The organism is Candidatus Enterococcus ikei, assembly GCF_017316105.1.
GTDB classification, from domain to species: domain Bacteria; phylum Bacillota; class Bacilli; order Lactobacillales; family Enterococcaceae; genus Enterococcus_L; species Enterococcus_L ikei.
Genome location: NZ_JAFLWD010000019.1, coordinates 15,026 through 28,935 on the forward strand (window position 1 = coordinate 15,026; position 13,910 = coordinate 28,935).

Here is a 13,910-nt window from a genome sequence, read left to right on the forward strand (position 1 = left end):
ACTTACTACATTAAATCAGTCAAAAAACAACGACTGTCAAAGAACATGAGCCAGATAGAAATTTTTTTAACACTTCAATCGACCACCCTTTTTTGGTCAAGTACGACTTATTTTTTTCTATCATTCGTCACATTTAAAATCATGTTTCCTTTGTTAAAAATTACTCGAAATATAAAAAAGAATACTAGTAAAGTTGGAAAATATAAATGAATAATAAAAAAAGATTAGAAAATCGCCGTTATATTACCGGGTTCGATGGGATCCGAACCATTGCGGTCGTCGGTGTGATTCTTTATCATTTGTTCCCTAATATAATGCGTGGGGGCTATTTAGGCGTCCCTATTTTTTTTGCAGTCTCCGGATACTTGATTACTGATTTATTGAGGCAAGAATGGCTTCAGACCGAAACAATTGATGTTAAAGGATTTTATATTCGTCGTATGAAAAGGCTCTATCCTGCCTTGATCGCCATGCTAGTTGCCTCGTCAGCATATATAGTTTTTTTTCAAAAAGACCTGTTGAATAACTTACGCAGTGTTGTCGCCAGCAGCGTACTCTACTATAATAACTGGTGGCAGATCTTTAAAGGATTTTCTTATTTTGATCGTTTTACCACACAGTCACCGTTTACTCATATTTGGTCATTAGCTGTTGAAGCACAGAATTATTTGATTTGGCCGTTGTTATTTATTGTTCTTAAAAAGTACATTAAACATAGTGGCAAGATTTTTGGTTTGATCATGGCGGCCGCTGTTGGCTCAGGAATTTTGATGGCTGTTCTATATACACCAGGGGCAGATCCAACGAGAGTCTATTATGGAACAGACACGCGACTATTTTCTATTTTGATGGGAAGTGGTTTGGCTTTTGTTTGGCCAAGTTACCGATTAAAAGAAGAAATCCCGATAAAAGCTAAAAGTTTATTGAATGGTGTAGGAATTGCTTCTTTAGCAGTTTTATTGCTCTCTTTCTTATTCCTAGCAGATCATTTTGCTTTTGTTTATTACGGAGGGATGTTTATTGTCAGTATCTTTGCAACGATGCTAGTTGCAGTTACTGCGCATCCAGGTGCTGATCTAAACCGTTGGCTGACGAATCCGGTATTTACATGGTTTGGTAGAAGAAGTTATGGTATTTATTTGTATCAATTCCCAATTATGATTTTTTATGAAGCGAAAATTAAAAATCTAAGCGATCATGTTTTCCTACATTCGTTGATTGAGATTGCTCTGATTTTAGGAGTCAGTGAACTTTCTTACCGATTTATTGAAAAGCCTTTAGGTAAATTTTATTATAAATACACTTGGTTTGCGATCAAAGATTTTTTCCAGAAACCATGGGTTACAATTCCTAAAGTGACTGCTTTGATCAGTGTTGTTTTATCGTGTTTTGCTCTTTTTGCTTTTGCTATTGCACCTTCAAATGAAGTGACTGCTGACCAACAGCAGTTGCAAAAAAATATTGAGGCAAACAAAAAGAAAGCAGAACAGAGAAAAGCTGAAGAAAAGGCTAAAAACGAAGGGAAGACTACAGAATCAACAATACAATCAATCAAAGAACCTGAAGCTAACTTTGATTTAACTGCAGAAGAAGTTAAGAAAGCACAAGGGATGGAAATTACAGCTTTCGGTGATTCAGTTATTTTGGATGCGGCAGCGGGGCTACAAGAAATTTTCCCTAAGATGATCGTCGATGGTGAGGTGGGCAGACAGCTCTATACTAGTACACCAATCATTGAAAAACTGGATAAAGAAAAATTGCTGAAAGATAATGTTTTAGTTGGACTTGGAACGAATGGTTCGTTTACTGAAGCTCAATTTGATGAATTTATGACGGCAATCGGTCCTAAACGCAAAGTCTTTTGGATCAATGTCCGCGTTCCTACACGTAGATGGCAAAATGAAGTTAATGCAATGTTAGAAACGATGAAAAAGAAATATAAAAATCTTGTCATCATTGATTGGTATGGTTATAGTAATGAGCACGACGAATGGTTTTACGATGATCGAGTTCATCCAAATGTGGAAGGACAAGTGAAATACTCAAGCTTTATAGCTAAGCAAATTGTAAAATGATGAAAATATACGTGATATGAAAAAAGCACTCACTTTGGGATTAGATAGATCCGAAGGGGGTGCTTTTTTGTGTATTAAAATGTTTATGACAGAATTAATTGATAAGCCAAGCGTTCACCGTTTGCTACAGGGAGTAAAACCTCACCTTGATAGCTGAAGCCAGCTTTTTTTATTAATCGTTGCATTGCCATATTTTCAGGATGTGTATCAATTCGGATATCTAGATGATTGTCCAACCTAGCAGTAGTAATTAAAAAGTTCATTAAAAGCAAGGCCAATCCTTTGCCTTGAAAAATAGAATCAAGAGCAACTCGGTGAATTGTCGCATAATCTCCAGAACCCTTCTGCCAATGACCATTTATTATTTGTTCATATGGTGCTTCTTTGTCTGTTGAAAGGATACCTAAACCAGCAATATCTTGATCCACAATCAATACATAACATCGTTGGAGGATAATATCTTGTTTTAATTGCTGTTCAGTAGGTCCATCACCATTTTGCCATTGAGGAATATTATGATCATGAAGTAACTGACGAGCAGACAGAATGATTTCCATGATTTTGGGCAAATCATTAGAGAGTGCTTTTCTTAAATAGATAACCATAATATCAGCCTTTCTTTGTTCAAATCAGCGCTTAATTTTTATACGAATTTTCAGGTTTTAACTGGTAAATTTTTGAAGGACGTCCGATTCCTACTGGGCGTTCACCGATTTCTTCAAAATGATGAAGCATCGCTTTTTTAAAGTTGGAGTGATCAATTGTTTTGTAATCAATACCGGAAAATTTAGCGAAAACTTTGCGAGCTTCTGTAATTGTAAAATCTTTTCCCAGCACTTGGAGAACTTGTGGGTCATGCTCCATTTTGTTAGCTACGCGATTGAAGGCTTTTAAAATGATTTCACTATGGTCAAAAGCCAAAGTGTCTTTTCCAGTAGACTCACCTGTTTTCAAATCTAGAATAATTTCTACATCGCCATTTGTAAGAGAAAGAATATTTTCCTTACGTTCCATTGTAAACCAACGAACTTCTTTTGCGTCATCTCCGGCAATCAAAGGTTCTTCACCGATAAATGCTAAATAACTAACCGTGACCACCCAGCCTCGAGGATCACGATCGGGCCTACTAAAGCTATGAAGTTGTTCAATATTATCTTTAGAGATAATTACACCAGTTTCTTCCTGCGTCTCTCTTAAAACACTTTCACCTGTAGATTCATTTCTATTAACGAAACCGCCAGGCAAAGCCCAAGAATTTCTGTAAGGATGACCTTTTCTTTTGATCAGTAATATTTTTAATTGATCTTCTTCTTTGTTATAACACATCAAAACAATATCTACAGTCAGAGAAGGTTTTTCATATTCAGGAAGTTCTTGTTGATGGTACCATTTCAAAAACTCAGTTTCATCAGCTTGTTGTTCGTAATAGTGCTTTTCTTCTTCCTTTGAACTAAAGTGTGTCAAGTTGCTCATCCTCTCTAAATTAGATAAAAGTACTTTTTACTTTATTGTATCATTATCATCAAGAAAAACAACTAAAGACTTATGTTTCTTAGAGTAAAATCAATCTTTATCGTAAATAGAGTTCATCTCTATTGGCCATTCACAAATTATGGTTAACCTTTATTTTTAAAAGGTTGACAAAAGGGAGTGGAAATAGTATTTTAAATATATAAATTTTGCTTATATTTTGGAGGGAACAGATGAAAACAAAAGATATCACTAAAATTGCTCTTATGATCAGCATTATTATTGTTTTAGGTTTTTTTCCACCGATTCCAATTAGTCTTTTACCCGTTCCGATTGTGATTCAAAATGCTGGCTTTATGCTAAGCGGTTTACTGTTAGGGAAAAAGAATGGAACGATAGCAACATTGCTGTTTTTATGTTTGGTAGCTATTGGATTTCCATTACTCGCTGGTGGTAGAGGAGGGATGTCTGTCTTTTTTGGTATCAGTGCAGGCTATCTTTTTGCTTATCCTTTTGCAACTTTTTTAATTGGTTGGGTGAGTGAGAAACTTAATCCAAATAATCAAAATCTTAGTTATGGATTTGTTATTACTTTTCTTTTTGGTGCGTTGTTTATTGATTTTTGTGGAGCTGTTGGAGTGAGTCTGCTTTCTGATGTATCACTTTCAAAAAGCTTGATAGCAAGTATAGCCTTTATTCCTGGTGATACGATCAAAGCGTTCTTTGCGGCTATCATCGCAAAAAGAATTTCAAACTCTTTAGTTCAAAGGAGAGCATAGGTGAATACAATACATGGATCAATCATTGATAAAGCGGGCAGATGTGTACACTACGATTCAGCGGTGGATGTTGTTGCCAACAAATGCTACTGTTGTAAAAAATTTTATGCGTGCTACCAGTGTCATAATGAACAAGAAGATCATTTTTTTCTTCCTTGGCCGATCGTTGAAGAGCCTTTGGCTAAAATTGTTCTTTGTGGGAAATGTCATCATGAAATGAATCATGATGAATATAAAAAAAGTAATCAATGTTCGAATTGCGGACACTTGTTCAACCCAAATTGTTCTAGGCATAGTCAGATTTATTTTCGTTCTATTTAAGAATCGCTGTTTTTATTGATATAATTGTTTGGCTTTGTGAAATTAGACTTTCTAACTATAAATTTGTTTAATAAAAAACACTTAATCGAGCAGTATCTGCTTAATTAAGTGTTTTTATGTTGTAGATTTTATTGAGTTAATTCCAATAATTTGGTCTTCAAATCTTCTTCCATATGACCTAACTCAATTTCAGCAGCACGGCGTTTTTCTTTACCTTCTTGCTGGATACGTAAGGTTTCTTGGATAGTCTCGACTAAATCATTTTGTGTTTTTTGTAATGTCTCAATATCAACAATTCCGCGTTCATTTTCTTTTGCGGTTTCAATTGCAGAGATTTTAAGCATTTCAGAGTTTTTCTTCAGTAAATCATTTGTTGTCTCTGATACTTGACGTTGTGCTGTTACCGCATCTTTTTGACGTAAGAGTGTTAATGCAATCACAACTTGGTTTTTCCAAAGTGGGATGGCAGTGTTGATTGATGCTTGGATTTTTTCAGCTAAGGCTTGGTTTGTATTTTGAATCAAACGAATTTGTGGTGCTTGCTGAATAGTGATTTGTCTAGCTAGACGCAAATCGTGGGTACGTTTATCCAAACGATCTAAAAACTGTGTATAATCATTAGCGATTTGGACATCCATTTGGTCGCCAGACTCTTCCGCTTTTTTCATTGCTTCGGGAATGGTTATCGTTTGCATTTCTTCTATTTTTAATTCACCTGCGGCAATATAGATATTCAGGGCATCAAAATAGTCTTTGTTCTTATTATAAAGCTGTTCCAGCATTAAATTATCTTTTAAAAGACCATTTTTTTCTTTGTCTAATTTTACAGCAATCTTATCGATCTGGGCGCCGATTTTTTGATATTTGGCAGTGATTTCAAAAATTGACTGTTTGACTTTTCCAAACATTTTTTGAAAAATATTTCCTTCGCCTGCACGTAATTCATCTGGATTGGCTTCGCTTAGTCGATACATCAGATCTGTTAGTGAATCACCTACAGGTCCAATGTCTTGAGACTGCACATGGTTTAACATAGACTGTGAAAATTCACCTAATTTAGTTTGAGCAGCAGAACCATAAGTAATCACAGCTTGGGAATCTTGTGCATCTATTTTAGAAGCTAATTCTCTTGCTTGAGCTTGACGTTCTTCTGGTAATTTATCAACTAATCTAGTCGCAACTTGTTGATCCTGCAAAGCAGAAATTTCACTTTGTTGGGTAGCAGTCAGTGAATCAACTGGTGTTGAAAATGGATTGTTCAGCAAATCATCTAAAGTATCGCTGACAGGTGTCACATCTTTTGGTTTATCTTCCATTATATTTCCTCCTAATTCAAAAGCTGAATGAGCTCATTCAGCTTGTAAAGTTAACTAATTATTAAAATTATCTTTGTTTTCATTATCTCTTTTTAAGCTATTTTTAGCAACAGAAATCTCAATATCTAGGTCTTCTAAATCGTCAGAGACAAATTGTTCATAATCTTTTTTGATCAATTTAGAGACTTGATCGATGATTTGAGAACTTTCCTCTAATTTTTCATAAGTCTGCTTGTTTTTGATTTCATGGTCATCGATTTCTAAGTATTTAGTCGTTAAGTCAACTAAATTAGGCAAGTGCGTATAAAGAAAATGACTGGCTAAGTGTAACTTTTTAGGTTCTTTGACCAGTTCTTTAAAGAGTGCTTTTGATACTCGCAATGTATCATTACGCAAATCAATGGCCCGCAACTTAGTAGAAGCATTCATATTTTCTTGTAACTGAACAATTTGTTTTTTAGTAGTATTCATCGTATCACGGAAAAAGTCGATTTCCTGATCTGTCATACCAAGTTTTGCATAATGTTCTTCTTTATTCTTTGTTAGATTAGGCAATTGATCCTCTTTTTTTCCAGATTTTTTCTTTGATCCAGTAAAAAGCAGTACCATAAGAATCAAAAGAACCACGACAATCGCTGGTAAATGTACACCAGTAATAAAACGTAGAACGAAACCAGCTAAAAATAAATAAGCAATTATTTGGATAAGTTTTCCTTTTCTCATTTTAATTCCCTCCAATCATTTATTCCCTCGAAAGTTATTATCCTCCGCTACATAAGCTATTTTAGCACATTCTAGTCTATAAATAATATCAGTCCAAAGGTTGATTTTAATATTTAGAGAAAATGTAAGAAATGGCAAGAGAAAATGGCGATTTTTACTACTTTAGATGTAGACTGAACGAAATTGTTCATAAAAAAGTCAAAAATAAATATGAGAAAAATATAGAAACCTAAGGTATAATGGAAGATAATGATCAGGATAAAAGGAGAAACATTGTGAAAAAATTTAAAATCATTGCTATATTATTAGTAGGGTTAGTAATCACAGGCTGTTCTGGACGTAAAGTTGTGGAAGAAGATGACGATGACGTTTATATAGAAGAAACTAGTTCTAGTGTGGAAGAATCAAGTTCTTATGGTGACGATGAAGTGTTTTATGAACCAAGAGATAAGTTTGCAACAAGTGATACCATGGATGAAAACAAAGCTGCCACTGAAGAAACCAAAGAGTCAACCAATGATTCAAAAGGCAAGATAGAAGTAATCAAAACTAAAAACGGTAATTTTAAATTAGAATTAACAGATGGTTGGCAATCAATCGAAACTAAAGAATTAAGTGACAATGCGGATGTTAGCTTGAAAAATGAGACAAAAGAAGAATACTACATAGTTTTAAGCGAAGCAAAAAAAGATTTTGAAAGTTTCGCTGCATTTAAGAGTTCTGTTGATTTATCTGATTTAGGTGATAAAACGAATGAAAAGAAAGAAACAATCAAATACAATGAACTAAGTGGTGAACGTCGTACATTTACAGCAAGTAAAGATGGTGTGGAAGTTTACTATATCTATGATTTAGTGGAAAGCAAAGATCATTATTTACAATGCATCAGCTGGACATTAAATAGCAAAAAAGACAGTAATGAAGCTGATTTGATCAAAATTATGAACTCTCTGGCTGAACTGTAAGAATAATCAGCAACAAAAGATCAAGGTAAATTTGTTTCAGTATAGAGAGAAGTGGGACTAGTTATCTAGTTCGGCTCCTCTCTTTTTCTATTTTTTAAATGGAGACTATGCCAATTTTTATTTACTGGTATAATTAGATAGAGATATGGACGTTTTTATTTAATTATTTAATGAATGGTAAATAAAAGTACTAACCTTAAAAATCTCTATTTAAAGTAAACAAAGGATTCACAAAAAGAACGATAAGTGATAAAATTTCAAAACTAAGGTATTATATCCATAGAAAGATTGGTGAACTGCATGATGAACTTTGAAGAGTTTGAGGAAAAGACGATTTCCAGAAAAGAGATATTTAAAGGACAGATCATTGACGTTGTCGTAGATGAAGTACGCCTGCCAAACGGCGAGACAGGTACACGTGAATTAGTGTTCCATCCAGGAGCAGTTGCGGTGATCCCGATTACAGCTGATAATAAAATGATCATGGTCAAACAATTTAGAAAACCAATGGAAAAAGTTCTTTTAGAAATCCCTGCTGGAAAAATCGATCCTGGCGAGCATGATCATCCAAAAGAAACAGCAGAAAGAGAATTAGAAGAAGAAACGGGCTACAGGGCCAATCAATTGACCTTTGTGACTTCTATGTATGTTTCTCCTGGTTTTGCTGACGAACTCCTTCATATTTATTATGCTGAAGATTTAGAAAAAGTTCCTAATCCCCGTCCGCAAGATGATGACGAAGTTTTAGAATTATATACATTAACATTAGACGAAGCAAAAGCAGAAATTGCCAGTGGACTGATTGGTGATGCAAAAACGATCTTTGCCGTGCAATACTGGGAACTGCAGCAACTAAAAAAGCTGCTGAAGGAGGATAAACGATGAGTAAAGGTCCGCTGGTCACTCGGACAGAATTACGGAGACGAAAAGAAGAAGCTGACAAGGAAGCACAAAAATTATTTGAGCAAGAACAAAAAGAAGCTGACAAAGAGTACCGTAAAAAAGAAAAAGAAATAGCTAATTTTTATCGAAAAGAACATAAAAAGCAAAAAGAAATTACTAAATCACGTTCAAATGAGCAAACAAAAATTCGTGAACGCAGCAATACGCTAACGAAAGCGATTATTGTTGTGGCAATTTTGTTGGCTATTGTTATATTTATAGTATTGAATTTATAGAGAAGAGGAAATCACGATGAAAATTGGAATTATCGGAGCAATGGATCAAGAAGTAAAAATTTTAAAAGAAAGATTAACGGATGCTCGGTCGTGGGAAAGAGCTGGAGCTTTATTTGTTTCAGGTTCTTTAGGTCGTCATGAAGTCATCGTTGTTCGTTCAGGGATCGGTAAGGTTTTATCGGCAGTTACAACAACATTATTGATTCATCAATATGGGGTTAACATGGTAATCAATACAGGATCAGCTGGCGGTATCGGCAAAGGGTTAGCTGTGGGTGATTTAGTGATTGCGGACAAATTAGCATATTTTGATGTAGATGTTACTGGATTTGGTTACCAACCAGGACAATTACCAGGAATGCCTTTGTATTATGAAACGAGTGACTATTTAAAACTTGAAATGAAAAAAGCCGCAGAACAAACTGGTATGTCGATCCATCATGGGTTGATTGTAACAGGAGATTCTTTCGTCAACGATCAAGCAAAAGTCAAAGAAATCGTCACTGAATTTCCAGAAGCATTGGCTTGTGAAATGGAAGGTGCAGCAATCGCTCAAGCTGCGGCACAATTTAATATTCCATTTTTAGTAGTTAGAGCAATTAGCGATACTGCAGATCATGAAGCCTCTCAAACATTTGATGAATTTATTGAAGAAGCAGGAGAAAAATCTGCGCAAATGGTGATTCATTTTGTAGAGCATTTAGTTTAAGCTATCGCATTTTTAAATGGAGGTCTTAGAATGAAAGCGTTGATTTCAATCGATTACACAAATGATTTTGTTGCAACAGATGGTGCTTTAACTACAGGTGATGCTGGGCAGGCGATTGAGAAATCTTTGGTTGAGCTAACTAAATTGTTCACTGAAAATCAAGATTTTGTGGTTTATGCCATTGACCGCCATGATCAAAATGACCCTTATCATCCGGAGAATAGCTTGTTTCCACCACATAATATTGCCGGTACGACTGGACGAAATCTCTACGGGGAACTTACAGAGGTTTATGAAGAAAGTCGTGAGCAAGCCACTGTGTATTGGATCGATAAGCGTCATTATTCCGCTTTTAGTGGGACGGATTTAGATATTCGTCTTCGAGAGAGAGGAATCACAGAAATCCATTTAGTAGGTGTTTGTACGGATATTTGCGTGTTGCATACAGCAGTAGATGCGTATAATTTAGGTTATAAAATCGTCATTCATAAAAATGCGGTCGCAAGCTTTGACCCAGTTGGACATGAATGGGCTTTGAATCATTTCAAGCAAACCTTAGGGGCCGAGATAATTGAATGATTGAGAGAGGATGAGACAGAAGAGGTTACTTCTGTTCCTATCGTTTATTCGTAGTTAGTGTGTGAAACAAAAGTGCTTTTTATTTTTTGTTTCACACACTTTTTTTGATAAAAAATGTCAAACAAGTCACTATTTTTGTATTAAATAGAGGATCAAGATTATAATAAAAAAGAACCATACTAACGATTAATCAGAATGGAAGTGATCGAATGCAGGTACTAAAAAAAGAGGTTTCCGAGTTCGAACTGTTTTATGATTTGATTTTTGCTTATGCGATTAGCCGTATTGCATCAATCTTGTTTGTTGGTGCAGATCAAATGTTATCTTTTAAAAGCCTTGGCGAATTTTTGATGTTGACGTTAGTTTTTTGGACGATTTGGACGTATCAAACCGTTTTTGCAAATCGCTTTTCTATTAAAAATAAGACAAGTGCGTTATTTTTATTTTTTGATATGTTTTGGGTGATTGTTTTGGCTCAAGCAATCAACGTTGATTTTGAGAAGACTCATTTTACTTTTGCAGGAGCAACCTCTATTTTGTTTTTCAGTATTGCGATTCAGTATTACTTGAAGATGAGGAGCACGGAGGATTCTGTTGTTAAAAAGTTATGTTATCAATTAACAATCGTTTTATGTGCAAGCGGGGTGATTGGTTTTATTACGATTTTACCATGGGGAGCCTATTCTGTTCGCTTCGGGGTGTATGCGGTTTCTATTTTTATTACAGCATTTTTCCCGATTGTCATGAAAAAATCTTTGGAAGATTTTCCTACAAATTTTGGGCATTTAACGGAACGATACAGTTTGTTTACGCTATTATTATTTGGTGAAGCAGTGATTGCAGTTGCGAATACGATTATTTTTAATGAAATAAGTATTGGCAGTGTTTTATTTTTTCTATTAGTTGTCGTGATGTTTTTATTTTACAATGCGGTATACAAATCAGGGATCGATCGGCAAATGGAAACAGCAGGTTTGGTTTTGATTCATTCTCATTATTTTATCTTTGTGGGATTAGGATTGTCGCTTGTGCTGTATGAAAATTATGTAGATGCTGATATAAAGCCATTGTTCTTCATTTTATGTTTAGCGGTCAGTTTAATTTGTTTCTTAGGTGGAACTATTGCTAATATGATCATTTATACAAAAAAAGAACACAATTATCTTCCTTTTATTAGTAAAACTGTGATTTATTTTGCAGCATGGATCGTGGTAAGTTTATTGTTACAAGACTTTATGGTACCATTTTTATTTGTTAATATTGTATTTTTGTTATTTTTACTGTATAAGGTCAAACAGGAACTTAAATAAGGAATATATAATCCTCAGTTGAAATAATGACTGAGGATTTTTTATACTCTTTTCTCCATACGTAAATAACCATTTTCATCTTCTGTCCTCTCATTATTCTTTACTTGATAACCTAGACGTAAATAAAATTTTTCAGCTGTTTTAGAAGCAGGAATCTCGATTCGATTTGCTCGGAGATAAAACGCATCACGTTCAATGTGTTTCATGATAGCTGAACCAATTCCTTGTCCATGAAATTCTGGTTGCACAAATAAACTCAAAATGATGCTCTCAGTTTGGCTGTCCCAAAATGGGCAAATGGTACCTGTACCAATTACCTTACCAGCTGATTCCGCTACATAGGTGTGAGCGTATGCTGCTTGTTCAATAATTTTTTCAGGAGTGTATTCTGCAGCCAACTTTTCCATTTGTTCGATTGGATAATCTTTGCTGTTTTTTTCTAAAAAATTTCTTTTTAGAAGTAGGGCGATTTGTTGGGCATCAGTAATGTGAAATGATCGAATCTTTAGGTCCATTCAGTTGCTCCTTTCTCCTTTAAATAAGCAATTTTGTGTTTTCTTGTTAATTTTTTAAACGCATATTCTGCTTTGGTCGCTTCACTGCGACTGCTGAATTTTTCAACATGGATCATTTTAGCTGGTAGTCGTGAGGGCAACCGTGTATATTTTGCCCCAGTACCGCTGTTATGCTCTTTTAAACGGCGCTCAGGATCTGTTGTATAGCCTCCGTAAAATGTATCATCTTTACAATAAAGTACATAAAAATAATGATTAGTTTCCATACAACATCGCCTTCATTTCTGGTAAGTAGTTGTTTTGTTCGTCATATGTGAATAATGGTGGTAAAACGCGAAAACCATCTTTTTTTCCTTGTTTGATTCCTTCGATCAATAAGGTATTGGCTTCTTTTCCAACTTTAGGATAAACAAAGCGAACTCGTTTTGGTGCAATATTAGCGGACTCCATGGCGTGTAAAATATCTAAAAAGCGATCAGGCCGATGAACCATTGCTAGACGCCCATTTGTTTTTAAAAGTTTTGCTGAGACCTCGATCACTTCGGTAAGAGTCGTGTGGATCTCGTGACGGGCGATCGCTAAGTGGGGATTTGGATTTTTTTGACTTGTTGGTAGTTCTTTGAAATAGGGCGGATTACATAAAACTAAATCTACAGAATCTGGTTTTACAACCGTCGTTGCCTGCTTTAGATCCAATTCAATCATCGTCATTTGTTCTTCTAGCTGGTTCAACTGAATACTTCTTTTTCCCATATCAGCTAAACGTTCTTGTAGTTCGATTTGTGTGATCTTGGCTTTTGTTTTACGACTAGCAAATAGGCCCACCGCTCCGTTTCCAGCACAAAGATCAACGATCGTGCCGTTTTTAGGAAATGCAGGGAAATTGGCTAGTAAGACAGCATCTATTGAAAAAGAAAATACATCTTTACTTTGAATGATTTGGATATCATCTGCGAATAATTGATCGATTCGTTCGCCTGGTAATAACATGTTCAACTCAGTCCTTTGATTTTTTTCAGTTTAAATTCGTTTAAGTTAATAAGTTTGTGATGCTGATAGAAGGTGTAGCTTCTATTTTTTCGAAAAACTTGAGGCAATAGGCTCGATGATTTATCTTAGATCTTCAGCAAAATCGCCAGTTTTCTTAAATTATATCGTAAAGCTCTTTGGTGGAACAGATGATATCCTTATATTATACTACAATTAAGATTAGAAGAAACCTGTGAAAAAGACTTGTCAAAAGCGTCAGTTTTCGGCATACTTATAGCTAGTGAAAAGAAAGGAAGAAAAACATGTTTTTTACATTTATGCGTGGTGTTGTTCGTGTTGTTTTATTTCTTATCAACGGCAATGCTCACTATGAAAAGAAAGACCGTATTCCTCAAAATGAAAATTATATTTTAGTTGCACCTCATAGAACTTGGTGGGAGCCACTATATTTAGCAGTTGGTGGATCACCGAAAAAGTTTAGTTTTATGGCGAAAAAAGAATTATTTAAAAATCCATTTTTAAGTTTTATTTTAAAGCATGCAAATGCCTTTCCTGTTGATCGGGAAAAACCAGGACCTAGTGCCATCAAGACACCTGTTAAAACACTAAAAAATACTGATTTAAGCTTAGTGATGTTTCCCAGCGGTACTCGTCATTCTTCTGAATTGAAAGGCGGCGTAGCCTTGATCGCAAAAATGGCGAAAGTTAAAATCGTCCCAGCCGTTTACCAAGGCCCATTAACGCTGAAAGATTTATTTAAGCGCCGTCGAGTGACTGTCCGCTTTGGTGAACCAATTGATGTTAGTGACATTGCTAAGATGGATAAAGAAGGTATTGCAGAAGTTGAACGCAGAATGCAAGCGACTTTTGACAGTTTGGATCAAGAAATCGATCCTAATTTTAAGTATGAAGTGAAGGAATAATAGATTTTTTTCTAAAGCTTGAGTGTGACTTGAAGAGTCAGATTTCAAGCTTTTTTT

17 protein-coding genes are annotated in these 13,910 nt (G+C 35.1%); 10 read left to right on the forward strand and 7 right to left on the reverse strand.

Translation table 11 applies throughout. From position 1 onward, the window contains the following. The first annotated feature begins 206 nt into the window (after window positions 1-206). Window positions 207-2,075: an acyltransferase family protein gene (locus tag JZO69_RS08605; RefSeq protein ID WP_207112475.1), complete on the forward strand. Its 1,869-nt coding sequence runs from the start codon at window positions 207-209 to the stop codon at window positions 2,073-2,075. Between the two features lie 83 nt (window positions 2,076-2,158). Here JZO69_RS08605 and JZO69_RS08610 read toward each other — a convergent pair whose 3' ends face one another. Together JZO69_RS08610 and JZO69_RS08615 are read right to left on the reverse strand one after the other, a co-directional pair. Next, window positions 2,159-2,680 carry a GNAT family N-acetyltransferase gene (locus tag JZO69_RS08610; RefSeq protein ID WP_207112476.1) on the reverse strand — a complete coding sequence of 174 codons (522 nt, stop codon included), beginning with the start codon at window positions 2,678-2,680 and terminating at the stop codon, window positions 2,159-2,161. 31 nt (window positions 2,681-2,711) lie between these two features. Then, window positions 2,712-3,539, reverse strand: a complete 828-nt coding sequence (locus tag JZO69_RS08615) for an NUDIX domain-containing protein (RefSeq protein ID WP_207112477.1) — start codon at window positions 3,537-3,539, stop codon at window positions 2,712-2,714. 239 nt (window positions 3,540-3,778) lie between these two features. Between JZO69_RS08615 and JZO69_RS08620 the strand changes: the two genes are divergently transcribed. Beyond that, window positions 3,779-4,324: a biotin transporter BioY gene (locus JZO69_RS08620; RefSeq protein WP_207112478.1), complete on the forward strand. Its 546-nt coding sequence runs from the start codon at window positions 3,779-3,781 to the stop codon at window positions 4,322-4,324. Next, window positions 4,325-4,645 carry a CHY zinc finger protein gene (locus JZO69_RS08625; protein WP_207112479.1) on the forward strand — a complete coding sequence of 107 codons (321 nt, stop codon included), beginning with the start codon at window positions 4,325-4,327 and terminating at the stop codon, window positions 4,643-4,645. A 128-nt stretch (window positions 4,646-4,773) separates the two neighbouring features. Here the strand turns inward: JZO69_RS08625 and JZO69_RS08630 are convergent, their stop codons facing one another. Both JZO69_RS08630 and JZO69_RS08635 read right to left on the reverse strand, forming a co-directional pair. Beyond that, on the reverse strand, window positions 4,774-5,961 hold the full coding sequence (locus tag JZO69_RS08630; protein ID WP_207112480.1) for a toxic anion resistance protein: 1,188 nt from the start codon (window positions 5,959-5,961) through the stop codon (window positions 4,774-4,776). A 54-nt stretch (window positions 5,962-6,015) separates the two neighbouring features. Further along, complete coding sequence (locus JZO69_RS08635; protein ID WP_207112481.1) at window positions 6,016-6,684, reverse strand: 5-bromo-4-chloroindolyl phosphate hydrolysis family protein; 669 nt, start codon at window positions 6,682-6,684, stop codon at window positions 6,016-6,018. Window positions 6,685-6,959: 275 nt separating this feature from the next. Here JZO69_RS08635 and JZO69_RS08640 point away from each other — a divergent pair, with 275 nt between their 5' ends. The 6 genes from JZO69_RS08640 to JZO69_RS08665 all read left to right on the forward strand — a co-directional run bounded on the left by JZO69_RS08640 (window position 6,960) and on the right by JZO69_RS08665 (window position 11,425). Continuing rightward, on the forward strand, window positions 6,960-7,649 hold the full coding sequence (locus JZO69_RS08640; protein WP_207112482.1) for a hypothetical protein: 690 nt from the start codon (window positions 6,960-6,962) through the stop codon (window positions 7,647-7,649). A 300-nt stretch (window positions 7,650-7,949) separates the two neighbouring features. Beyond that, on the forward strand, window positions 7,950-8,534 hold the full coding sequence (locus JZO69_RS08645) for an NUDIX domain-containing protein (RefSeq protein WP_207112483.1): 585 nt from the start codon (window positions 7,950-7,952) through the stop codon (window positions 8,532-8,534). Beyond that, on the forward strand, window positions 8,531-8,827 hold the full coding sequence (gene macP, locus JZO69_RS08650) for a cell wall synthase accessory phosphoprotein MacP (RefSeq protein ID WP_207112484.1): 297 nt from the start codon (window positions 8,531-8,533) through the stop codon (window positions 8,825-8,827). The genes JZO69_RS08645 and macP overlap by 4 nt, the downstream gene beginning before the upstream one ends. A 16-nt stretch (window positions 8,828-8,843) precedes the next feature. Then, window positions 8,844-9,536 (forward strand): 5'-methylthioadenosine/adenosylhomocysteine nucleosidase, encoded by a 693-nt coding sequence (locus tag JZO69_RS08655; RefSeq protein WP_207112485.1) that lies wholly within the window; start codon window positions 8,844-8,846, stop codon window positions 9,534-9,536. Window positions 9,537-9,566: 30 nt separating this feature from the next. After that, window positions 9,567-10,115 (forward strand): cysteine hydrolase family protein, encoded by a 549-nt coding sequence (locus JZO69_RS08660; RefSeq protein WP_207112486.1) that lies wholly within the window; start codon window positions 9,567-9,569, stop codon window positions 10,113-10,115. A gap of 209 nt (window positions 10,116-10,324) precedes the next feature. Next, on the forward strand, window positions 10,325-11,425 hold the full coding sequence (locus JZO69_RS08665; protein WP_207112487.1) for a low temperature requirement protein A: 1,101 nt from the start codon (window positions 10,325-10,327) through the stop codon (window positions 11,423-11,425). 41 nt (window positions 11,426-11,466) lie between these two features. On the opposite strand, the gene JZO69_RS08670 is transcribed toward JZO69_RS08665, so the two are convergent. From JZO69_RS08670 to JZO69_RS08680, 3 genes are read right to left on the reverse strand one after another with little or no spacing between them, the layout of a single operon-like run. Further along, window positions 11,467-11,940: a GNAT family N-acetyltransferase gene (locus JZO69_RS08670; protein WP_207112488.1), complete on the reverse strand. Its 474-nt coding sequence runs from the start codon at window positions 11,938-11,940 to the stop codon at window positions 11,467-11,469. Continuing rightward, window positions 11,931-12,206 carry a GIY-YIG nuclease family protein gene (locus JZO69_RS08675; RefSeq protein ID WP_207112489.1) on the reverse strand — a complete coding sequence of 92 codons (276 nt, stop codon included), beginning with the start codon at window positions 12,204-12,206 and terminating at the stop codon, window positions 11,931-11,933. Before JZO69_RS08675 ends, JZO69_RS08670 begins: the two co-directional genes overlap by 10 nt. Next, window positions 12,196-12,930, reverse strand: a complete 735-nt coding sequence (locus tag JZO69_RS08680; RefSeq protein WP_207112490.1) for a tRNA1(Val) (adenine(37)-N6)-methyltransferase — start codon at window positions 12,928-12,930, stop codon at window positions 12,196-12,198. The genes JZO69_RS08675 and JZO69_RS08680 overlap by 11 nt, the downstream gene beginning before the upstream one ends. Window positions 12,931-13,232: 302 nt before the next feature. Between JZO69_RS08680 and JZO69_RS08685 the strand changes: the two genes are divergently transcribed. Beyond that, complete coding sequence (locus JZO69_RS08685; RefSeq protein WP_207112491.1) at window positions 13,233-13,853, forward strand: lysophospholipid acyltransferase family protein; 621 nt, start codon at window positions 13,233-13,235, stop codon at window positions 13,851-13,853. Window positions 13,854-13,910 lie beyond the last annotated feature (57 nt).

Coding starts and splice junctions, on each gene's coding strand:
- JZO69_RS08610 (WP_207112476.1), bottom strand. CDS start 2,680: ATGGTTATCTATTTAAGAAAAGCACTCTCTAATGATTTGCCCAAAATC.
- JZO69_RS08645 (WP_207112483.1), top strand. CDS start 7,950: ATGATGAACTTTGAAGAGTTTGAGGAAAAGACGATTTCCAGAAAAGAG.
- JZO69_RS08665 (WP_207112487.1), top strand. CDS start 10,325: ATGCAGGTACTAAAAAAAGAGGTTTCCGAGTTCGAACTGTTTTATGAT.
- JZO69_RS08660 (WP_207112486.1), top strand. CDS start 9,567: ATGAAAGCGTTGATTTCAATCGATTACACAAATGATTTTGTTGCAACA.
- JZO69_RS08680 (WP_207112490.1), bottom strand. CDS start 12,930: ATGTTATTACCAGGCGAACGAATCGATCAATTATTCGCAGATGATATC.
- JZO69_RS08655 (WP_207112485.1), top strand. CDS start 8,844: ATGAAAATTGGAATTATCGGAGCAATGGATCAAGAAGTAAAAATTTTA.
- macP (WP_207112484.1), top strand. CDS start 8,531: ATGAGTAAAGGTCCGCTGGTCACTCGGACAGAATTACGGAGACGAAAA.
- JZO69_RS08675 (WP_207112489.1), bottom strand. CDS start 12,206: ATGGAAACTAATCATTATTTTTATGTACTTTATTGTAAAGATGATACA.
- JZO69_RS08630 (WP_207112480.1), bottom strand. CDS start 5,961: ATGGAAGATAAACCAAAAGATGTGACACCTGTCAGCGATACTTTAGAT.
- JZO69_RS08685 (WP_207112491.1), top strand. CDS start 13,233: ATGTTTTTTACATTTATGCGTGGTGTTGTTCGTGTTGTTTTATTTCTT.
- JZO69_RS08620 (WP_207112478.1), top strand. CDS start 3,779: ATGAAAACAAAAGATATCACTAAAATTGCTCTTATGATCAGCATTATT.
- JZO69_RS08635 (WP_207112481.1), bottom strand. CDS start 6,684: ATGAGAAAAGGAAAACTTATCCAAATAATTGCTTATTTATTTTTAGCT.
- JZO69_RS08605 (WP_207112475.1), top strand. CDS start 207: ATGAATAATAAAAAAAGATTAGAAAATCGCCGTTATATTACCGGGTTC.
- JZO69_RS08670 (WP_207112488.1), bottom strand. CDS start 11,940: ATGGACCTAAAGATTCGATCATTTCACATTACTGATGCCCAACAAATC.